An 18,861-nucleotide genomic window follows, 5' to 3' on the forward strand; every position below is an offset into this window, starting at 1 on the left:
CCTTTGCCCTTCTCGAAAGCCCCTTCCCAGAGCGGTCTGGCCCATTCCGGGGGGCATCTTTTTTGTAGGGCGATTCCTACAAAGAGCTTTCCTTTCCCCTGATAGAAAACTCTCTTGCCGGCCGATTTGCGTCCTGCGCCGGGTTCTCTAGGCTGTTCGCACAGCATCCATAAAACGAACAAAGGTGCGGTTATGGCCGAGACTCAAGGCGGCGATGTGCTGGTCAGCTTCCGTGGCGTGCAGAAAAGCTACGACGGCGAGACCCTCATCGTGAAGGATCTCAACCTGGACATTCGCAAGGGCGAATTCCTCACCCTGCTCGGCCCCTCCGGGTCCGGCAAGACCACCAGCCTGATGATGCTGGCCGGTTTCGAAACCCCCACCGCCGGCGAAATCCTCCTGGCCGGACGCTCGATCAACAATGTCCCTCCGCACAAGCGCGACATCGGCATGGTGTTCCAGAACTATGCGCTGTTCCCGCACATGACCGTGGCCGAGAACCTGGCCTTTCCCCTCAGCGTCCGTGGCATGAGCAAGACCGACGTGAAGGAAAGGGTCAAGCGCGCGTTGTCGATGGTCCAGCTCGACGCCTTCGCCGGGCGTTATCCGGCGCAGCTTTCCGGTGGCCAGCAGCAGCGCGTGGCGCTGGCCCGCGCGCTGGTCTTCGAGCCGCAACTGGTGCTGATGGACGAGCCCCTGGGAGCGCTGGACAAGCAACTTCGCGAGCACATGCAGATGGAAATCAAGCATCTGCACCAGCGCCTCGGCGTCACCGTGGTCTACGTCACCCACGACCAGGGCGAGGCGCTGACCATGTCCGACCGGGTGGCGGTGTTCCACCAGGGCGAAATCCAGCAGATCGAGCCGCCGCGCAATCTCTACGAGCAGCCGCGCAACACCTTCGTGGCCAACTTCATCGGCGAGAACAACCGTCTATCCGGGCAGCTTCTCAGTTGCGACGGCGAGCGCTGCGTGGTCGGGCTGCCGCGCGGCGAGAAGGTCGAGGCGCTGGCGGTCAACGTCGGCCAGCCGGGCGAGCCGGTGACCTTGTCGATCCGCCCCGAGCGGGTGCGCCTGAACGGTGCCAGCGAGTCTTGCGTCAACCGTTTCTCCGGCCGCGTGGCCGAATTCGTCTACCTGGGCGACCACGTGCGTGTGCGCCTGGAGGTCTGCGGCCGCGACGACTTCTTCGTCAAGCAGCCGATCGCCGAGCTGGACCCGACGCTGAGCGTCGGTGATGTGGTTCCGCTGGGCTGGCAGGTCGAGCATGTGAGGGCGCTCGACCCTCTGCCGGCGGCGTGAGCGCCGGCAGTCCCGAACCGTACCGAAGCAACCCTGCACTGTGGAGAGAACAATAATGTCGAAATCCCTGAAAGCGGCCAGCCTGAAGTTCGCCACCCTGGCGGCCGGCCTGGCCTGCGCGGCCCAGGCCATGGCGGTGGACCTGACCGTGGTGTCCTTCGGCGGGGCCAACAAGAGCGCCCAGATCAAGGCGTTCTACGAGCCCTACCAGAAAGCCACCGGCAACAGGATCGTCGCCGGCGAATACAACGGCGAGATGGCCAAGGTCAAGGCCATGGTCGATACCAACAGCGTGTCCTGGGACCTGGTGGAAGTGGAGTCGCCGGAGCTGTCGCGCGGCTGCGACGAAGGCCTGTTCGAGGAACTCGACCCGGCGCAGTTCGGTAAGACCGAGGACTTCGTGCCCGGCGCCATCCAACCGTGCGGCGTGGGTTTCTTCGTCTGGTCCACGGTGCTCGCCTACAACGCCGACAAGCTGAAAAGCGCGCCGACCAGTTGGGCGGACTTCTGGGACATCAAGAAATTCCCCGGCAAGCGCGGCCTGCGCAAGGGCGCCAAGTACACCCTCGAATTCGCCCTGATGGCCGATGGCGTGGCGCCGAAGGACGTCTACGGCGTGCTCGCCACCAAGGAAGGCCAGGATCGTGCCTTCAAGAAGCTCGACGAGATCAAGTCGAGCATCCAGTGGTGGGAGGCGGGCGCCCAGCCGCCGCAGTACCTGGCTTCCGGCGATGTGGTGATGAGTTCTGCCTACAACGGTCGGATCGCCGCGGTGCAGAAGGAAAGCAACCTGAAGGTGGTATGGAACGGCGGCATCTACGATTTCGACGCCTGGGCCATCCCGAAGGGGGCGAAGAAACGGGAAGAGACCCTGAAGTTCATCGCCTTCTCGGTGCAGCCCCAGCAGCAGAAGACTTACTCGGAAAACATCGCCTACGGTCCGGCCAACAAGCAGGCGGTGCCGCTGCTGGACAAGGTCCTGCTGAAGGACATGCCGACCACTCCGGAAAACATCCAGAACCAGGTGGCAATGGACGTGACCTTCTGGGCCGACTACGGCGAACAACTGGAACAGCGCTTCAACGCCTGGGCGGCCAGGTAATCCTCGCCTGACCCTCCAGAGAGGGCCGGAGGGGCCGCCGCGCGGCGGCACCTCCTACCGTTCCACACTTTCCAGGGTCGCCCCCGACGGCCCGCTTTTTTTCCGGAGTTCGCTATGGCCACAGCTGTGCCCATGTCCCAGGCCGCCGGCAGCACCCTCAAGCAACGCCTGGCGCGCGCCGAGCGGATGAACCGCCTGAAGTCCCAGGCGCTGATCCTGCCCCTGCTGGCCTTCCTGGTCCTGACCTTCCTGGTGCCGATCGCCGCCCTGCTCTACAAGAGCGTGTCCAACCCGGAAGTGGTTCGCTCGTTGCCGCTGACGGTAGAAGCCATCTCCGCCTGGGACGGCAAGTCGCTGCCGGCCGACGCCGTCTACAAGGCGCTCAGCCAGGATCTCGCCGAGGCTCGTCGCAACCAGACCATCGGCGATCTCTCCAAGCGCCTGAACATGGAACTGGCCGGTTATCGCAGCCTGATGGCGAAGACCGCGCGCAAGCTGCCGTTCAAGGAGGAGCCCGCTTCCTACAAGGACGCCATGGAGCAGCTCGACGAGCGCTGGGGCGACCCCGCCTACTGGCAGGTGATCCGCCGCAACGCCAGCAGCTATACGCCCTATTACCTGCTCGCAGCCCTCGACCACCGGATCGACGATCTCGGCGAAGTGGCGCGCGCCACCCCGGACCAGGCCATCTACCTGGACATCTTCGCCCGCACCTTCTGGATGGGTGCGGTGATCACCGTCATCTGCCTGCTGCTGGCCTACCCGCTGGCCTACCTGCTGGCCAACCTGCCGACGCGCAAGAGCAACCTGCTGATGATCCTGGTCCTGCTGCCATTCTGGACCTCGATCCTGGTACGTGTCGCTGCCTGGATCGTCCTGCTGCAATCGGGTGGCCTGATCAACGGCGCGCTGCTCAAGCTCGGCCTGATCGACCAGCCGCTGCAACTGGTGTTCAACCGCACCGGCGTATACATCGCGATGGTGCACATCATGCTGCCGTTCATGATCCTGCCGATCTACAGCGTGATGAAAGGCATTTCGCCGAGCTACATGCGCGCCGCGATTTCCCTCGGCTGCCACCCGTTCGCCAGCTTCTGGCGGGTGTATTTCCCACAGACCGTCGCGGGCGTCGGCGCCGGTTGCCTGCTGGTGTTCATCCTGTCCATCGGCTACTACATCACCCCGGCGCTGCTGGGCAGCCCGAACGACCAGATGGTCAGCTACTTCGTCGCCTTCTATACCAACAGCACCATCAACTGGGGCATGGCCACCGCCCTCGGCGGCCTGCTCCTGCTCGCCACCCTGGTGCTCTACGTCGTCTACAGCTGGCTGGTGGGCGCCAGCCGCCTGCGCCTGGGATAGAGGGCCTTCCGAGAAGGCCAACCGATTCCCCTCTGCCTTCGGAAAAAAGGTTGCCCGGAGGGCGGGGAGAGGGGGATCCGCACGAAACACATTGGAGAGCGAGTCATGCTGAGTCCCTACATGTCCCCGGTCGAGCGCCTGTGGTTCTACTCCCTGCGCATCCTCTGCGGCCTGGTACTGCTGTTCCTGGTACTGCCGGTGCTGGTCATCGTGCCGCTGTCGTTCAACTCCGGCACCTTCCTGGTCTACCCGCTGCAAGGGTTCTCCCTGCGCTGGTACGCCGACTTCTTCCAGTCCGCCGAGTGGATGCGCTCGTTGACCAACAGCATGATCGTCGCTCCGGCGGCGACCCTGCTGGCAATGGTCTTCGGCACTCTGGCAGCGATCGGCCTGACCCGCGGCGAGTTCCGCGGCAAGGCACTGGTGATGAGCCTGATGATTTCGCCGATGGTGGTGCCGGTGGTGATCATCGGAGTGGCCAGCTACCTGTTCTTTGCTCCGCTGGGGCTCGGCAACAGCTACCTGTCGCTGATCGTGGTGCATGCGGTGCTCGGCGTGCCGTTCGTGATCATCACCGTCTCCGCGACCCTGCAGGGGTTCAACTACAATCTGGTGCGCGCCGCCGCCAGCCTCGGCGCGCCACCGCTGACCACCTTCTTCCGGGTGACCCTGCCGCTGATCGCTCCGGGAGTGATTTCCGGCGCGCTGTTCGCCTTCGCCACCTCGTTCGACGAAGTGGTAGTGACCCTCTTCCTCGCCGGTCCCGAGCAGGCCACCCTGCCGCGGCAGATGTTCAGCGGCATTCGCGAGAACCTGAGCCCCACCATTGCCGCCGCGGCGACCTTGCTGATCGGTTTCTCCGTACTGCTGTTGCTGACCCTGGAATGGCTGCGCGGGCGCAGCGAGAAGATGCGTACCGCACAACCCGGCGGCTGAGGCGCAGGGCGCGCCCGGCTTGGTCCGGGCGTCGGCTGCTGCGGCGAAAAGTCGTCATTTTCACCGCCAAAAACCGATAACGGCTACAATGCGCGCCTTCCGTGATCCCCTTTGAGGTGCGCCATGCAACCCTTCGCCATCGCTCCGTCGATCCTTTCCGCCGATTTCGCCCGCCTGGGCGAGGACGTGGACAAGGTGCTCGCCGCCGGTGCCGACATCGTTCACTTCGACGTGATGGACAACCACTACGTGCCGAACCTGACCATCGGCCCGATGGTCTGCTCGGCGCTGCGCAAGTACGGCGTGAGCGCGCCGATCGACGTGCACCTGATGGTATCCCCGGTGGATCGCATCATCGGCGACTTCATCGAAGCTGGCGCCACCTACATCACCTTCCATCCGGAAGCTTCCCAGCACATCGACCGTTCCCTGCAACTGATCCGCGACGGCGGTTGCAAGGCGGGCCTGGTGTTCAACCCGGCCACTCCGCTGGAGGTGCTGAAGTACGTGATGGACAAGGTCGACATGGTCCTGCTGATGAGCGTCAACCCCGGCTTCGGCGGGCAGAAATTCATCCCCGGTACCCTCGACAAGTTGCGCGAGGCACGCGCCCTGATCGATGCCTCCGGTCGCGAGATCCGCCTGGAGATCGATGGCGGCGTCAACGTCAAGAACATCCGTGAGATCGCCGCGGCGGGCGCCGATACCTTCGTCGCCGGCTCGGCCATCTTCAACGCCCCGGACTACGCCGAGGTCATCCGCGCCATGCATGCCGAACTGGCCCAGGCGCACCAGTAATGAGCGCTGCGGAGCCGTTCTTCGCCACGCGCCTGCCGCGTCTGGTGATGTTCGACCTGGATGGCACGCTGGTCGATTCCGTTCCCGACCTCACCGCCGCGGTCGACAGCATGCTCGCCAGCCTCGGGCGGCCGCCGGCGGGCATCGAGAAGGTCCGCCAGTGGATCGGTAACGGCGCACGCGTCCTGGTGCGTCGCGCCCTGGCCGGAAGCATCGAGCACGACGACATCGGTGAGGAGGAAACCGAAGCCGCGCTGGCGTTGTTCATGGAGGCCTATGCCGACAGTCATGCGCTCACCGAGGTCTACCCCGGCGTCGTCGACACCCTCAAGTGGCTCAAGCGCAACGGCGTGGAAATGGCGCTGATCACCAACAAGCCGGAGCGCTTCGTCGCTCCGCTGCTGGATGAGATGAAGCTGGGTCGCTATTTTCGCTGGATCATCGGCGGTGACACCCTGCCGCAGCAGAAGCCCGACCCGGCGGCGCTGCTGTTCGTGATGAAGATGGCCGGCATCGAGCCCGAAGATGCGTTGTTCGTCGGTGACTCGCGCAACGACGTGCTCGCCGCCAAAGCTGCCGGCGTGCGCTGCGCGGCGCTGACCTATGGCTACAACCACGGCCGGCCGATCGCCGAGGAAGCGCCCACCCTGGTCATCGACAACCTGCGCGACCTGCTGCCTTGCGCCGACCAGGCCGCTGAGATAGTGTTGCCGGACGACTCCCTTTCCCCCTCCGACCAGCGAGATCAAGCCGTGGCGGTCAGCAAACTCTGGATGAAGGTCATCAAGGCCCTGGCGCGTTGGCGCTGGCGCGCCTGACATCATCCTCCGCCGGATAGCCGGCGCGCGTTTGCACTCTGTTGACCGTTCTCTCCTCCGATGAGGCTGATCATGAATCGCGAAGAATTCCTGCGGCTGGCCGCCGATGGCTACAACCGCATCCCGCTGTCCTTCGAGACCCTTGCCGACTTCGACACGCCGCTGTCGATCTACCTGAAGCTGGCCGACGCGCCGAACTCCTACCTGCTGGAGTCGGTGCAGGGCGGCGAGAAATGGGGGCGCTATTCGATCATCGGCCTGCCGTGCCGCACGGTGCTGCGGGTCTACGACCATCAAGTGCGGATCAGCATCGATGGCATGGAAACCGAGCGCTTCGATTGCGCCGACCCGCTGGCTTTCGTCGAGGAGTTCAAGGCGCGCTACCAGGTGCCCACCGTGCCCGGCTTGCCACGTTTCGATGGCGGCCTGGTCGGCTACTTCGGTTACGACTGCGTGCGCTACGTGGAAAAACGCCTGGCCACCTGTCCGAACCCGGACCCGCTGGGCAACCCGGATATCCTGTTGATGGTGTCCGATGCCGTAGTGGTATTCGACAACCTGGCCGGGAAGATCCACGCCATCGTCCTCGCCGATCCCTCCGAGGAAAATGCCTACGAGCGCGGCCAGGCACGTCTGGAGGAGCTGCTGGAGCGTCTACGCCAGCCGATCACCCCGCGTCGCGGCCTCGACCTCGAGGCGGCCCAGGGTCGTGAGCCGGCGTTTCGTGCCAGCTTCACCCGCGAGGACTATGAAAACGCGGTAGGAAGGATCAAGGACTACATCCTGGCCGGCGACTGCATGCAGGTGGTGCCGTCGCAGCGCATGTCCATCGAATTCAAGGCGGCGCCCATCGACCTGTACCGCGCGCTGCGTTGTTTCAATCCGACGCCCTACATGTACTTCTTCAACTTCGGCGACTTCCATGTCGTGGGCAGCTCGCCGGAGGTGCTGGTACGGGTCGAGGATGGCCTGGTGACGGTGCGCCCGATCGCCGGTACCCGTCCGCGCGGGATCAACGAAGAGGCCGACCTGGCGCTGGAGCAGGATCTGCTGTCGGACGCCAAGGAGATCGCCGAGCACCTGATGCTGATCGACCTGGGGCGCAACGACGTGGGGGGGGTGTCCGATATCGGCGCGGTGAAGGTCACCGAAAAAATGGTGATCGAACGTTACTCCAACGTCATGCACATCGTGTCCAACGTCACCGGGCAATTGCGCGAGGGGCTCAGCGCGATGGACGCGCTGCGGGCGATCCTGCCGGCGGGCACTCTATCCGGCGCGCCGAAGATCCGCGCCATGGAGATCATCGACGAGCTGGAGCCGGTCAAGCGTGGAGTCTACGGCGGCGCGGTCGGCTACCTGGCATGGAACGGCAACATGGACACCGCCATTGCCATCCGCACCGCGGTGATCAAGAACGGTGAACTCCACGTGCAGGCCGGCGGCGGTATCGTTGCCGACTCGGTGCCCGCGCTGGAGTGGGAAGAAACCATCAACAAGCGCCGGGCGATGTTCCGCGCCGTGGCGCTGGCCGAGCAGAGCGTCGAATAAGACGGCGCGAGGCGGAAGAAAAGAAGGCGGATGGCGTTTGCGTCATCCGCCTTCTTTATGCCCGGCTGGACCCACGCATTGGCTTCGCCCTACGCGGCACCGCTTTCGTAGGGCGAATATCGCGGCGCGATATCCGCCAGGGGCAGGACGCCGAACCCGCCTCAAGGTGAAGTGATCGATATGTCCGGTTGGCGGATGACGCCTTCGGCATTACTTGCCCACGCAGAAGGCGCTTTCGTTAGGGGACATCACCACGCGATATCCGCCAGGCGGAGCATGGTGTCGCTCCCTACGATGCTGGCAACGGCGGGCCGCTCAGGATGCGATGCTGTCAGCGCCCGGCTGTGCTCGACGGGCGCCTCCGGCTTGGTTCGCGCGCTGGTCGACGTAGGCGGCGAGGTGATCGAGGGCCACGAACTGCATGGCCTTGTGGCTATCGTCGAGGGTCGTCACCGGCAGGGCGATCCGCCCGCATGCCAGGGCCTTGCTGAAGTTTTCCTTGTTCAGGTTGCGAAACCAGCGTTCGCGAACCTGCTCCAGCGGCACCAGGACGTCGCCGAAGATGCGGTAGACCAATTCCACGGTTTCCTGGCGTGGAATCGGAGTGCTAGGGGCGATGGATGGCTGCATGGTATTCCCTCCTGCGGCTACACGTCGTTGAGGGGAATATAGCTCAGGTTGTTTTTTTGTTCAATAGCTGAAGTTGTAGAGCGGGCGAGCGCCAGGCGCTCACCGCACCAGGGACGGGCCGCGCCGGTGGCGTACGGTGGACCACCAGAAGACCCAACCGATCATGCTGATCTGGCGGCTGCGCATGTCCTCCGGCGAGTACTCCTCGTCCGGATATTCCTCGCGGTTGAAGCTGCGCAGGCGAATGCCGCCGCCGGGCAGGCGATAGACGAACTTCACCCGCAGCATGCCGTCATGTTCGAGGGCGTAGATCTCGCCATCGGTGATATGGGTGGTGGCGGTGTCCACGCCGATGGTGGAGCCATCCATGATCAGCGGTTCCATGCTGTTGCCGGTGAGTTGGGCGCAGATCGCCGCCGACGGATCGACGCCCGAGGCACGCAGCGTGGCATAGGAAAAACGCAGCTTGCGCCCCTCTATCTCGCGTACCGCAGTGCGTCCGGCGCCGGCGGACATCTCCACTTCCTTGTACAGCGGCAGTTCCACTTCGTCTTCGTCCAGCGGTGTGTCGCTGTCCCACGGATGCAGCGGTTCCAGCACCAATGGGCTGCCATCGGCCACGGACACGGCACTGCGCGCGGCTGGAGCGCCTTCGCCGGTCTGCAGCCAGACCGGCGAGACGCCCAGGGCCGCCGCGATCTCGATCAGCTTGCGGGTGCTCTGGGCCTTGCCCGAGGTCAGCTTGTGAATGGTGTTCTGCGAAACCCCTGCCGCTTCGGCGAGGGTTTCCTGCTTCAGGTTGCGCATCGCCATGGCCTGCTTGAGGCGAGCGGCGAAGCTGTCGGGCGGGATCTGGGTGCTCTTGTCCATGCTCGGCAATCTACAGACCGATGGATTTTCTGTAAAGAGCCTAGGTGTTGACGATAAATAGCTTTGGTTGTAATTTCTCTTCCGTCAGAAAGCGGAAGGGGTGAGTTCCACAACTTCCTACCCGCCTTTCAGAGATTTCACATGGGTGCAGGGACGCACCCGGTTGTCGGCGACCGACGATGCAAGTGCCGACTGCTTGGGTGCCGGGGCCATGGGAAAGCGCTCCGGCACCTGGAGGGCCGGAGCGCCGTCCATGCAGACGCTCCGTCCCGCTCATTCATTCTGTCGCCGACCTGCTTCAGGTACGGCGGCGTCGTACAGGGAGTCATTGCCATGTCGCGAGATACGCACTCGCCATTTCCGCGCAGAGGAACGCAGGTCGCCGAACCGGCGCCGCGCATCTGTCATGTTCCATCCATTCGGCCGTCGGGCGTCGGGCACGCCAGGGAGGCTTTCCATGGCTGACCTTGCCGATCACGCCAACGAACTGGTCCTGGCTCGCCTCGACGGCCTCCTGGCGGCGCGCCCGGCGCTGGCCATCCGCGAGTCCGCGGAAGACTGCGAGGACTGCGGCGAGCCCATTCCCCAGGCGCGCCGCCGGGCGGCACCGGGCTGCAGTCGCTGCATCGACTGCCAGGACCGCCACGAGCGCCGTTGAACCGACCTCATGCCGAGCCCTCGCGGGCAGTGAAAGGAGACACGACCGTGATCAAAGCCATCGATGAAATGCTCAAGCTCTGGGCCGAGGAAATGCACGCGCCAGGCAGCAACGGAGGCGGCTACGCCGGCGGCAACCTGATCGCCATGCTGATCGCCAGCAAGGGCGAGGTGGTCCGCGGCCACCGTGGCAGCCGGGTGATCCTCGACCGTGTGGCGGAGGTCGATCGCCTGGTAAATCGCCTACCCGAGGAACTGAAGAACGTGGTGGTGGAGCACTATCTCAATCGCGACAGCTTCCCCGAGCAGAAGTACCGCCACTGCGGTTGCAGCCGCAACACCTTCTATCTGCGCCTGCATGTGGCGCACCAGGGTATCCAGGACGGCCTGCTGCGGCGGGTGGCCTGAGTTCCTGGACCGGATACCGTGTCCCCTCTGGAATTTTCCAACCGGCCTTCGGGCCGGTTTTTTTATGCCTGTCGCCCATGGAGGCGGCGAGTCCCATGCACAGCAGCGGACCCTGCACGGTAGAGGCGGGGTCGGGCTGGCGGAGCCATCCTTTTCGTCAGTCGATGCCGGGCTTTTCCATATCGGAAGTGGGTACGCGCTTGCCCGGATGCCTGGCGAAGGTTCCCAGGGCGGTATATCACCCTCATATCGTGGTGCGTCTCCCTCCTATTGCAGTGGATTGTCGAGAAGGCATTGCCGGGCTGGGAATCGGGCGGTAAAAAGTAGTCATTCTTGTAAAGGTGCGTCCCCAGGGAGGCACTCGTGAAGCACCGGAACCCGGCCCTGGCGCCGGGTTTTTTATTGCCCGGGAAAACGTTCGTGCGGACGTGCCCGGCGCTGCCTGCCAAGGAGGGACCCATGGGCAACGAACCGCAGACACTGACGGAAATGCCGCTCTGGGTACTGATCCTGCTCGCCGCGCTGGGCGGCGTCAGCGGCGAGATGTGGCGTGCCGACAAGGCCGGTCTCGGCGGCTGGGCCTTGTTGCGGCGCCTGGCGCTGCGCTCCGGCGCGTCGATCGTCTGCGGCGTGGCGGTGATGCTGCTGGCGTTGGCTTGCGGCGCCGCGCTGCTGTTCGCCGCGGCGCTGGGCAGCCTGACCGCCGCGGCCGGCGCGGAGATCGCCGTCGGTCTCTACGAACGCTGGGCCGCCCGGCGCCTGGGGGTTTGCGAGCTGCCCGAGGAACAGTCGGACGACCGTGGCCCGCATTGAAACTGATCGAAGGAGTCAACCATGCCTGAACAGGCTGTTACGCTCGAGGCTCTGTACGCGGCCATCGAGCAGGTACTGCGTGAGCGTCTGCCGGAGGCGCAGTTGATCGGCTTCTGGCCAGGCGTGCCGGAAAATACCCCGGCGGTTTCCCTGGAAATAGCCGAGCTGCTGCCCGAGCGCGATCCCGGTACCGGCGAGAGCGCCCTGCTGTGCCGCCTGCAGGCGCGGATAATGGTGCCGCCTGGTGCCGATCGCCAGGCGGTATCCATTGCTTGCGGAATCGTTCGGACATTGCGCGAGCAGACCTGGAACCTGTCTCTGCAGCCGGCGCGCTTCGTACGCTCGGCCGTCGACGGCAGTCGCGAGGAGCTGAAGAGCCTGCGTGTCTGGCTGGTCGAGTGGACGCAGTCGCTGCGTCTCGGAGACCCGGAGTGGGCCTGGGAGGACCAGCCGCCGGGCAGCCTGATGCTGGGCTTCGACCCGCAGACCGGCCCCGGCCATGAGCCGGACTACTTCGCTCCGGAGGCGTTGGCATGAGCTATGTCAGTGCGGAGCATGACCGCATGCTCGCCGCGATGATCCTGCCCTGCGTGGTGGTCGCCGTGGACCTGGCAGCGGCGCGGGTACGGGTGCGCTCCGGCGACTGGACCAGCGGCTGGCTGCGCTGGCACTCCCTGGCAGCCGGCAAGGTTCGCCACTGGCGTGCGCCGAGCATAGGCGAACAGGGGATACTGCTCAGCCCGTCGGGCGGAGTGTCAATGGGCACCTTTATTCCCGGTCTGTACGGCGATGCGGGCACGGCGCCGGACAACAGCGCCAGCAGTGAGACCTGGCGTTTCGACGACGGCGCCTCGTTGAGTTACGACTGGGCTGCGCATCGCTACCGCGTCGAGCTGCCCAGCGGCACCGTGGAAGTGAGGGTCGGCGCCAGCGAGGTGCGGGTCAGCGACGGGGCGGTCAGTCTCAAGGCGCCGAAGATCAGCCTGGAAGGACCGGTGGAGATCGCCGGGACACTGACGGTCAGCGGAGACATCCTCGGCGGCGGCTCGATCATCGACACCGCCGGCAACAGCAACCACCACACCCATTGAACATACGACGGGGCTGCCGAAGGGCGGTCCGTCGAACATTCAACCGGCCCGCGCGAGCGGGCCTTTTCGTTTGCGGAGTTCGCCATGGGCAACACTCACAGCCATTCGGAGCCAGGCGCGGCCTGTCTCTGCCGGAGCGGGAGGGCAGGGCGATGATCGGGATGGATCGCCGTAGCGGGCTACCCCTGTCCGGCCTGGCTCATCTTAAACAGTCCGTCGAGGACATCCTGACCACCCCGTTGGGCAGCAGGCGCATGCGCCCCGAGTACGGCAGCAAGCTGCGGCGGATGGTCGACATGCCGGTGAGCGAAGGCTGGAAAAGCGCCGTGCAGGCCGAGGTAGCCCGTTCCCTGGGGCGCTGGGAACCGCGCATCGCATTGTCTGCCGTGCGAGTCGTCGCGGTCGTCGATGGCCGCGTGGATCTGCTCCTGAGCGGCGTGTTCGAGGGCGAGAACATCAATATGGAGGTCTCGGCGTGATCATCGATCTTTCCCAGTTGCCGGAGCCAGAGGTTATCGAAAACCTCGATTTCGAGACGATTTACCAAGAGCTGTTGGGCGACTTCCGCGAAGCCATGGCTGGCGAATGGACAGCGGAGGTGGAGTCCGATCCGGTTCTCAAACTTCTGCAACTGGCGGCCTATCGAGAACTGCTGCTGCGGGCGCGGATCAACGATGCGGCGCGGGCGGTGATGCTGGCATACGCCAGCGGTGCCGATCTCGACCAGATCGGTGCCGGCTTCAATGTGCAGCGTTTGCTGATCAGGCCCGCTCAGCCCGAGGCGGTACCGCCGGTGGAGGCGCAGTACGAGAGCGACAAGTCGCTGCGCAATCGCATCCAGCTCGCGTTCGAGCAGCTATCCGTCGCAGGACCGCGGAACGCCTATATAGCCCATGCGCTGGGCGCGGATGGAAGGGTGGCGGATGCCTCTGCGACCAGTCCGGCGCCCTGCGAAGTGCTGATCAGTGTGCTCGGGGTGGAAGGCAACGGGCAGGCACCGGAAACGGTGTTGCAGGCAGTGCGCCTGGCGCTGAACGCGGAGGACGTGCGTCCTGTCGCGGATCGGGTAACGGTGCGCTCGGCAGGAATCGTTCCCTATCACGTCAAGGCGCAGCTCTACCTGTTTCCCGGCCCCGAGGCCGAGCTGATCCGTGCCGCCGCCGAGGCTTCGCTGCGCGACTACATTTCCGCCCAGCGCCGCCTGGGCCGCGACATCCGGCGTTCGGCCCTGTTCGCCACCCTGCATGTCGAAGGCGTGCAGCGCGTCGAACTGCAGGAGCCTGCGGCCGACGTGGTCCTGGATGAAACCCAGGCGGCCTATTGCACGGGGTACGCGATCACCTTGGGAGGCGTCGATGAGTAGCCGCCTGCTGCCGCCAAACAGGAGTTCTCTGGAACGCTCTCTGGGTGATGTATTGCCTGCCGAGCTGCCGGTGCCGCTTCGTGAGCTTAACGATCCGGCACGCTGTGAGGCGGCCTTGCTGCCCTACCTGGCCTGGACGCGCTCGGTGGACCGCTGGGACCCGGACTGGAGCGACGAGGCCAAGCGCAATGCGGTAGCGACGTCCTTCGTCCTGCACCAGCGCAAAGGCACGCTGACCGCGTTGCGCCAAGTGGTCGAGCCGATCGGTGCGCTGAGCGAGGTCACCGAATGGTGGCAGCGAAGCCCGCTTGGCGTGCCGGGGACCTTCGAGATCACCGTGGACGTCAGCGACCGTGGCATCGACGAAGGCACCGTACTGGAGCTGGAGCGCTTGCTCGATGACGTCCGCCCGGTGAGCAGACACCTGACCCGGCTGGACCTGCGCATTACCCCGGTAATCCGGTCCCGTCACGGACTGGCCGTGACCGACGGCGACACCCTGGAAATCTTCCCCTGGAAACAGTGACATGACGACCAATACTCCGAAATACGGTGGCCTGCTCACCGACATAGGTGCCGCTGCGCTGGCTGCGGCCAGTGCAGCAGGCAAGAAATGGCAGCCGACTCATATGCTGATCGGCGATGCCGGCGGTGCGCCGGGCGACACGCCGGATCCATTGCCTTCTGCGGCGCAGAAGAGCCTGATCAACCAACGCCATCGGGCTCAGCTGAATCGGCTGTTCGTTTCCGACAAGAACGCCAATACCTTGGTTGCCGAGGTGGTGCTGCCAGTTGAGGTAGGTGGCTTCTGGATCCGCGAGATCGGCCTGCAGGATGCCGACGGCAAGTTCGTCGCGGTATCCAACTGCCCGCCCAGCTACAAGGCTGCAATGGAAAGTGGCAGTGCGCGGACCCAGACCATTCGGGTGAACATCGCGCTCTCCGGCCTGGAGAATGTCCAGCTGCTGATCGACAACGGCATCATCTACGCCACTCAGGACTGGGTGAAGGAAAAGGTCGCTGCCGATTTCAAGGGCCGCAAGATTCTGGCTGGCAATGGCTTGGTCGGTGGGGGCGATCTTTCTGCCGACCGCAGCATTGGTCTGGCGCCTTCCGGCGTGACGGCGGGCAGCTATCGTTCGGTCACGGTGAACGCCAACGGGGTGGTCACCCAGGGCAGCAATCCGACCACCCTGGCTGGCTATGCGATCGGAGATGCCTATACCAAGGCCGATACCGATGGAAAACTGGCGCAGAAAGCGAACAAGGCCACCACCCTGGCCGGCTATGGCATTACCGATGCGCTGCGAGTCGATGGCAACGCCGTGTCATCCAGCAGGCTGGCCGCACCGCGTAGCCTGGCAGCCAGTGGCGATGCCTCCTGGTCGGTGACCTTCGACGGCAGTGCCAATGTTTCTGCGCCGCTGAGTCTTTCCGCTACCGGTGTGGCGGCGGGCAGCTATCCGAAGGTGACCGTGGATACGAAGGGAAGGGTGACTGCTGGAATGGCGCTGGCGGCGACGGACATTCCCGGGCTGGATGCTTCGAAGTTGGTCAGCGGGGTGCTGGCCGAGCAGCGTTTGCCGGTATTCGCGCGCGGGTTGGCTACTGCTGTCTCGAACAGTAGCGATCCGAACACCGCGACCGTGCCGTTGATGCTGACCAATCATGCGAACGGACCTGTTGCCGGACGATACTTCTACATCCAGTCGATGTTCTATCCGGATCAGAACGGCAATGCTTCGCAGATTGCAACGAGCTACAACGCTACATCCGAGATGTATGTACGGGTGTCCTACGCGGCCAACCCTAGCATCCGGGAGTGGTTGCCCTGGCAGCGTTGCGACATTGGAGGTTCCTTCACGAAGACGACTGACGGATCCATTGGAAATGGCGTCAATATAAACAGCTTCGTCAATTCCGGATGGTGGTTGCAATCGACATCGGAATGGGCGGCGGGTGGAGCTAACTATCCCGTGGGGCTGGCCGGTTTGCTGATTGTCTACCGCGCACATGCAGACCATATCTATCAGACCTACGTAACACTCAACGGAAGCACATATTCGCGCTGCTGCTATGCGGGCTCTTGGCGTCCGTGGCGGCAGAACTGGGACGATGGAAACTTCGATCCGGCCAGCTACCTGCCAAAGGCGGGATTTACCTGGGCGGCTTTGCCGGGTAAGCCGGCAACTTTCCCGCCCTCAGGGCATAACCACGATACCAGCCAGATCACCTCCGGCATCTTGCCTCTCGCTCGTGGTGGCCTTGGCGCCAATACAGCGGCCGGAGCACGCAACAACATTGGTGCCGGAGTGCCGGCCACGGCGAGCCGGGCGCTCAATGGTTGGTGGAAGGACAACGATACCGGTCTGATCGTCCAGTGGATGCAGGTGAACGTAGGAGATCATCCCGGTGGAATAATCGATCGTACCTTGACGTTCCCGATCGCGTTCCCTAGCGCCTGTCTGCATGTCGTACCGACTGTCAAGGAGGTGGGGCGACCAGCGACGTCCGCGTCGACCGTTACGGTCGCCGATGTCAGCGTCAGCAACACGGGATGTGTGATCGTTTCCTCCGAGTACTACGGACTGGCTCAAAACTATGGCATCAGAGTGATGGCCATCGGCTATTGAGGTGAAAATGATTTTTTTCCATGCCGCCACGGGCGGCTTTTATTCGAAGGAAATTCATGGGTCCCGCATGCCTCTGGAGGATGAAATGCATCCTCTCGAAGACGCCGAGTACCAGGCTCTTCTTCGTGCGCAGAGCGAAGGGAAACGAATTGTCACGGACCACACCGGTCGCCCTATCTGCGTCGATCCACCGGCTCCGGCCAAGGACATTCTGGTCCAACGGGAACGCATCTGGCGCGACCGGCAGTTACAGCTCACCGACGGGCCTCTCGCTCGGCATCGTGACGAGCAGGACCTGGGAAAAACTACGACTCTGAGCCAAGAGCAGCTTCGTGAGCTAACTCTCTATCGCGCCGTTCTTCGCGACTGGCCTATTGCCGCGGAGTTTCCCGACCTGAACGCAAGGCCCGAGCCGCCTGCCTGGCTCCAATCGCTCATCACCCCCTGAACCCCGCCTTGTGCGGGGTTTTTCATTAATGGAGATCTACCTATGAGTTTCTTCCACGGCGTTACGGTAACCAACGTCGATATCGGTGCGCGCACCATCGCGCTGCCGGCCAGTTCCGTCATCGGCCTCTGCGATGTGTTCACGCCGGGGGCGCAGGCAAGCGCCAAGCCCAACGTTCCGGTGCTGCTCACCAGCAAGAAGGACGCCGCCGCGGCGTTCGGCATCGGCTCGTCGATCTACCTGGCCTGCGAGGCCATCTATAACCGTGCCCAGGCCGTGATCGTGGCGGTGGGCGTGGAAGCCGCGGAGACTCCCGAGGCCCAGGCCAGCGCCGTCATAGGTGGTGTCAGCGCCGCCGGCGAGCGCACCGGACTTCAGGCTCTGCTAGACGGCAAGAGCCGCTTCAATGCTCAGCCGCGTCTACTAGTTGCGCCGGGTCATTCGGCCCAGCAAGCGGTGGCCACCGCCATGGACGGGCTGGCCGAGAAACTGCGGGCCATCGCCATTCTCGATGGTCCCAATAGCACCGACGAGGCGGCCGTCGCCTACGCCAAGAACTTCGGCAGCAAGCGCCTGTTCATGGTCGACCCGGGCGTGCAGGTTTGGGACAGCGCCACCAATGCCGCACGCAACGCCCCGGCTTCGGCCTACGCCGCCGGCCTGTTCGCCTGGACCGACGCCGAGTACGGCTTCTGGTCCTCGCCGTCGAACAAGGAGATCAAGGGCGTCACCGGCACCAGCCGTCCGGTGGAGTTCCTCGACGGCGATGAGACCTGTCGCGCCAACCTGCTCAACAACGCCAATATCGCGACGATCATTCGCGACGATGGCTATCGCCTGTGGGGCAACCGCACCTTGTCCAGCGACAGCAAGTGGGCTTTCGTCACCCGTGTTCGGACCATGGACCTGGTAATGGATGCGATCCTCGCCGGGCACAAGTGGGCGGTGGACCGCGGTATCACCAAGACCTACGTGAAGGATGTCACCGAGGGCCTGCGCGCCTTCATGCGCGATCTGAAGAACCAGGGAGCGGTGATCAACTTCGAGGTCTATGCCGACCCGGACCTGAACAGCGCCAGCCAGCTGGCCCAGGGCAAGGTGTACTGGAACATCCGCTTCACCGATGTGCCGCCTGCCGAGAACCCCAATTTCCGTGTCGAGGTGACCGATCAGTGGCTCACCGAAGTTCTGGATGTCGCCTAAGGAGCGCCCGTGATGATTCCGCAAACCCTGACCAATACCAATCTGTTCATCGACGGCGTGAGCTTCGCCGGTGACGTGCCATCCCTGACCCTGCCCAAGCTGGCTGTGAAGACCGAGCAATACCGTGCCGGCGGCATGGATGCGCCGGTATCCATCGACATGGGCCTGGAGGCGATGGAAGCCAAGTTCTCCACCAACGGTGCCCGCCGAGAAGCGCTGAATTTCTTCGGCCTGGCCGACCAGAGCGCTTTCAATGGCGTGTTCCGTGGCTCCTTCAAGGGCCAGAAGGGCGCCAGCGTGCCAGTGGTGGCTACCCTGCGCGGCCTGCTCAAGGAGGTCGACCCGGGCGACTGGAAAGCCGGCGAGAAAGCCGAGTTCAAGTACGCCGTTGCGGTCAGCTACTACAAGCTGGAAGTCGATGGCCGCGAGGTCTACGAGATCGATCCGGTCAACGGTGTCCGCGCGATCAACGGTGTCGACCAGTTGGCCGGCATGCGCAACGACCTCGGCCTGTAAGAGGAGCTCCGGACATGACCCAAGAGAATCGACTGCCGGGCTGGCTGACGCTGGATGCCGACGCCGCCCTCGTTCGTCTCTCGCGTCCGGCACAGTGCAACGGGGTCAGCGTCGACACGCTGACCCTGCGTGCACCCACCGTGCGTGATATCCGCCTGGCCGGCAAGGTGGCCGGCGACGATGCCGAGGAGCGCGAACTGCAACTGTTCGCCTCGCTGGCGCAGGTCAGCCGCCAGGACCTGGAGGGGCTGAAGCTGAGCGACTACCAGCGGCTGCAAGGCGCCTACTTTCGCCTGGTGCAAGACGACACGGACGACACCTTCGCGTATGCGTCAACTGGCGAGGCGCCTGGCCATTGAG

General features: G+C 64.2%; 22 protein-coding genes. 20 read left to right on the top strand and 2 right to left on the bottom strand.

From position 1 onward, the window contains the following. Positions 1-192 precede the first annotated feature (192 nt). The 7 genes from LE197_RS32145 to trpE all read left to right on the top strand — a co-directional run bounded on the left by LE197_RS32145 (position 193) and on the right by trpE (position 7,869). Entirely contained in the window at positions 193-1,302 is a 1,110-nt protein-coding gene (locus LE197_RS32145) for an ABC transporter ATP-binding protein (protein ID WP_003085109.1), read from the top strand. A gap of 55 nt (positions 1,303-1,357) precedes the next feature. Further along, positions 1,358-2,404 carry an ABC transporter substrate-binding protein gene (locus LE197_RS32150; RefSeq protein WP_019682040.1) on the top strand — a complete coding sequence of 349 codons (1,047 nt, stop codon included), beginning with the start codon at positions 1,358-1,360 and terminating at the stop codon, positions 2,402-2,404. Positions 2,405-2,518: 114 nt separating this feature from the next. Further along, positions 2,519-3,766 carry an ABC transporter permease gene (locus LE197_RS32155; RefSeq protein ID WP_003109044.1) on the top strand — a complete coding sequence of 416 codons (1,248 nt, stop codon included), beginning with the start codon at positions 2,519-2,521 and terminating at the stop codon, positions 3,764-3,766. A 105-nt stretch (positions 3,767-3,871) separates the two neighbouring features. Further along, the gene (locus LE197_RS32160; protein ID WP_003099535.1) at positions 3,872-4,702 is read left to right on the top strand and encodes an ABC transporter permease; all 831 of its coding nucleotides are present in this window, start codon (positions 3,872-3,874) and stop codon (positions 4,700-4,702) included. 123 nt (positions 4,703-4,825) lie between these two features. Continuing rightward, positions 4,826-5,500, top strand: coding sequence for a ribulose-phosphate 3-epimerase (gene rpe / locus LE197_RS32165; RefSeq protein WP_003085122.1), 675 nt, complete (start codon positions 4,826-4,828; stop codon positions 5,498-5,500). Then, on the top strand, positions 5,500-6,318 hold the full coding sequence (locus LE197_RS32170) for a phosphoglycolate phosphatase (protein ID WP_042929841.1): 819 nt from the start codon (positions 5,500-5,502) through the stop codon (positions 6,316-6,318). The genes rpe and LE197_RS32170 overlap by 1 nt, the downstream gene beginning before the upstream one ends. A 72-nt stretch (positions 6,319-6,390) precedes the next feature. Further along, the gene (gene trpE / locus LE197_RS32175; RefSeq protein WP_226033794.1) at positions 6,391-7,869 is read left to right on the top strand and encodes an anthranilate synthase component I; all 1,479 of its coding nucleotides are present in this window, start codon (positions 6,391-6,393) and stop codon (positions 7,867-7,869) included. Positions 7,870-8,184: 315 nt separating this feature from the next. Here trpE and prtN read toward each other — a convergent pair whose 3' ends face one another. Both prtN and prtR read right to left on the bottom strand, forming a co-directional pair. After that, the gene (prtN, locus tag LE197_RS32180) at positions 8,185-8,499 is read right to left on the bottom strand and encodes a pyocin genes transcriptional regulator PrtN (protein ID WP_003121843.1); all 315 of its coding nucleotides are present in this window, start codon (positions 8,497-8,499) and stop codon (positions 8,185-8,187) included. Positions 8,500-8,598: 99 nt separating this feature from the next. Next, positions 8,599-9,369: a transcriptional regulator PrtR gene (gene prtR, locus LE197_RS32185; protein ID WP_003113202.1), complete on the bottom strand. Its 771-nt coding sequence runs from the start codon at positions 9,367-9,369 to the stop codon at positions 8,599-8,601. A gap of 457 nt (positions 9,370-9,826) precedes the next feature. On the opposite strand from prtR, the gene LE197_RS32190 reads away from it, so the two are divergent. From LE197_RS32190 to LE197_RS32250, 13 genes are all read left to right on the top strand, one after another. Further along, complete coding sequence (locus LE197_RS32190) at positions 9,827-10,027, top strand: TraR/DksA C4-type zinc finger protein (protein ID WP_003085132.1); 201 nt, start codon at positions 9,827-9,829, stop codon at positions 10,025-10,027. Between the two features lie 47 nt (positions 10,028-10,074). Beyond that, on the top strand, positions 10,075-10,434 hold the full coding sequence (locus LE197_RS32195; protein ID WP_003118907.1) for a hypothetical protein: 360 nt from the start codon (positions 10,075-10,077) through the stop codon (positions 10,432-10,434). Between the two features lie 459 nt (positions 10,435-10,893). After that, the gene (locus LE197_RS32200; protein WP_003101619.1) at positions 10,894-11,247 is read left to right on the top strand and encodes a phage holin family protein; all 354 of its coding nucleotides are present in this window, start codon (positions 10,894-10,896) and stop codon (positions 11,245-11,247) included. 21 nt (positions 11,248-11,268) lie between these two features. Continuing rightward, positions 11,269-11,784, top strand: coding sequence for a hypothetical protein (locus tag LE197_RS32205; protein ID WP_003113200.1), 516 nt, complete (start codon positions 11,269-11,271; stop codon positions 11,782-11,784). Continuing rightward, positions 11,781-12,338 (top strand): phage baseplate assembly protein V, encoded by a 558-nt coding sequence (locus tag LE197_RS32210; protein ID WP_003121844.1) that lies wholly within the window; start codon positions 11,781-11,783, stop codon positions 12,336-12,338. Before LE197_RS32205 ends, LE197_RS32210 begins: the two co-directional genes overlap by 4 nt. A 152-nt stretch (positions 12,339-12,490) precedes the next feature. Further along, entirely contained in the window at positions 12,491-12,817 is a 327-nt protein-coding gene (locus LE197_RS32215) for a GPW/gp25 family protein (protein ID WP_003085143.1), read from the top strand. Then, entirely contained in the window at positions 12,814-13,701 is an 888-nt protein-coding gene (locus tag LE197_RS32220) for a baseplate J/gp47 family protein (protein ID WP_042929839.1), read from the top strand. Before LE197_RS32215 ends, LE197_RS32220 begins: the two co-directional genes overlap by 4 nt. Continuing rightward, positions 13,694-14,227 carry a phage tail protein I gene (locus tag LE197_RS32225; protein ID WP_003118911.1) on the top strand — a complete coding sequence of 178 codons (534 nt, stop codon included), beginning with the start codon at positions 13,694-13,696 and terminating at the stop codon, positions 14,225-14,227. Before LE197_RS32220 ends, LE197_RS32225 begins: the two co-directional genes overlap by 8 nt. 1 nt (position 14,228) lies before the next feature. After that, a complete protein-coding gene (locus tag LE197_RS32230) occupies positions 14,229-16,334 on the top strand; it encodes a phage tail protein (protein WP_003161927.1) in 2,106 nt (701 codons plus the stop codon). Positions 16,335-16,341: 7 nt separating this feature from the next. After that, positions 16,342-16,782 carry a hypothetical protein gene (locus LE197_RS32235; protein ID WP_016852415.1) on the top strand — a complete coding sequence of 147 codons (441 nt, stop codon included), beginning with the start codon at positions 16,342-16,344 and terminating at the stop codon, positions 16,780-16,782. Positions 16,783-16,824: 42 nt separating this feature from the next. Then, complete coding sequence (locus LE197_RS32240; protein ID WP_019681189.1) at positions 16,825-17,985, top strand: phage tail sheath family protein; 1,161 nt, start codon at positions 16,825-16,827, stop codon at positions 17,983-17,985. A gap of 12 nt (positions 17,986-17,997) precedes the next feature. Beyond that, on the top strand, positions 17,998-18,501 hold the full coding sequence (locus LE197_RS32245) for a phage major tail tube protein (RefSeq protein ID WP_003085175.1): 504 nt from the start codon (positions 17,998-18,000) through the stop codon (positions 18,499-18,501). A 14-nt stretch (positions 18,502-18,515) separates the two neighbouring features. After that, on the top strand, positions 18,516-18,860 hold the full coding sequence (locus tag LE197_RS32250) for a phage tail assembly protein (RefSeq protein WP_003085178.1): 345 nt from the start codon (positions 18,516-18,518) through the stop codon (positions 18,858-18,860). The last annotated feature ends 1 nt before the right edge of the window (position 18,861 follow it).

Origin of the sequence: Pseudomonas sp. PS1(2021) (assembly GCF_020405165.1) — a bacterium.
GTDB lineage: Bacteria > Pseudomonadota > Gammaproteobacteria > Pseudomonadales > Pseudomonadaceae > Pseudomonas > Pseudomonas aeruginosa.

What these genes read in the sequence shown, in the direction of transcription:
- LE197_RS32145 (WP_003085109.1), top strand. Translation starts at nt 193, where the DNA reads ATGGCCGAGACTCAAGGCGGCGATGTGCTGGTCAGCTTCCGTGGCGTG.
- LE197_RS32150 (WP_019682040.1), top strand. Translation starts at nt 1,358, where the DNA reads ATGTCGAAATCCCTGAAAGCGGCCAGCCTGAAGTTCGCCACCCTGGCG.
- LE197_RS32155 (WP_003109044.1), top strand. Translation starts at nt 2,519, where the DNA reads ATGGCCACAGCTGTGCCCATGTCCCAGGCCGCCGGCAGCACCCTCAAG.
- LE197_RS32160 (WP_003099535.1), top strand. Translation starts at nt 3,872, where the DNA reads ATGCTGAGTCCCTACATGTCCCCGGTCGAGCGCCTGTGGTTCTACTCC.
- rpe (WP_003085122.1), top strand. Translation starts at nt 4,826, where the DNA reads ATGCAACCCTTCGCCATCGCTCCGTCGATCCTTTCCGCCGATTTCGCC.
- LE197_RS32170 (WP_042929841.1), top strand. Translation starts at nt 5,500, where the DNA reads ATGAGCGCTGCGGAGCCGTTCTTCGCCACGCGCCTGCCGCGTCTGGTG.
- trpE (WP_226033794.1), top strand. Translation starts at nt 6,391, where the DNA reads ATGAATCGCGAAGAATTCCTGCGGCTGGCCGCCGATGGCTACAACCGC.
- prtN (WP_003121843.1), bottom strand. Translation starts at nt 8,499, where the DNA reads ATGCAGCCATCCATCGCCCCTAGCACTCCGATTCCACGCCAGGAAACC.
- prtR (WP_003113202.1), bottom strand. Translation starts at nt 9,369, where the DNA reads ATGGACAAGAGCACCCAGATCCCGCCCGACAGCTTCGCCGCTCGCCTC.
- LE197_RS32190 (WP_003085132.1), top strand. Translation starts at nt 9,827, where the DNA reads ATGGCTGACCTTGCCGATCACGCCAACGAACTGGTCCTGGCTCGCCTC.
- LE197_RS32200 (WP_003101619.1), top strand. Translation starts at nt 10,894, where the DNA reads ATGGGCAACGAACCGCAGACACTGACGGAAATGCCGCTCTGGGTACTG.
- LE197_RS32205 (WP_003113200.1), top strand. Translation starts at nt 11,269, where the DNA reads ATGCCTGAACAGGCTGTTACGCTCGAGGCTCTGTACGCGGCCATCGAG.
- LE197_RS32210 (WP_003121844.1), top strand. Translation starts at nt 11,781, where the DNA reads ATGAGCTATGTCAGTGCGGAGCATGACCGCATGCTCGCCGCGATGATC.
- LE197_RS32215 (WP_003085143.1), top strand. Translation starts at nt 12,491, where the DNA reads ATGATCGGGATGGATCGCCGTAGCGGGCTACCCCTGTCCGGCCTGGCT.
- LE197_RS32225 (WP_003118911.1), top strand. Translation starts at nt 13,694, where the DNA reads ATGAGTAGCCGCCTGCTGCCGCCAAACAGGAGTTCTCTGGAACGCTCT.
- LE197_RS32230 (WP_003161927.1), top strand. Translation starts at nt 14,229, where the DNA reads ATGACGACCAATACTCCGAAATACGGTGGCCTGCTCACCGACATAGGT.
- LE197_RS32235 (WP_016852415.1), top strand. Translation starts at nt 16,342, where the DNA reads ATGATTTTTTTCCATGCCGCCACGGGCGGCTTTTATTCGAAGGAAATT.
- LE197_RS32240 (WP_019681189.1), top strand. Translation starts at nt 16,825, where the DNA reads ATGAGTTTCTTCCACGGCGTTACGGTAACCAACGTCGATATCGGTGCG.
- LE197_RS32245 (WP_003085175.1), top strand. Translation starts at nt 17,998, where the DNA reads ATGATTCCGCAAACCCTGACCAATACCAATCTGTTCATCGACGGCGTG.
- LE197_RS32250 (WP_003085178.1), top strand. Translation starts at nt 18,516, where the DNA reads ATGACCCAAGAGAATCGACTGCCGGGCTGGCTGACGCTGGATGCCGAC.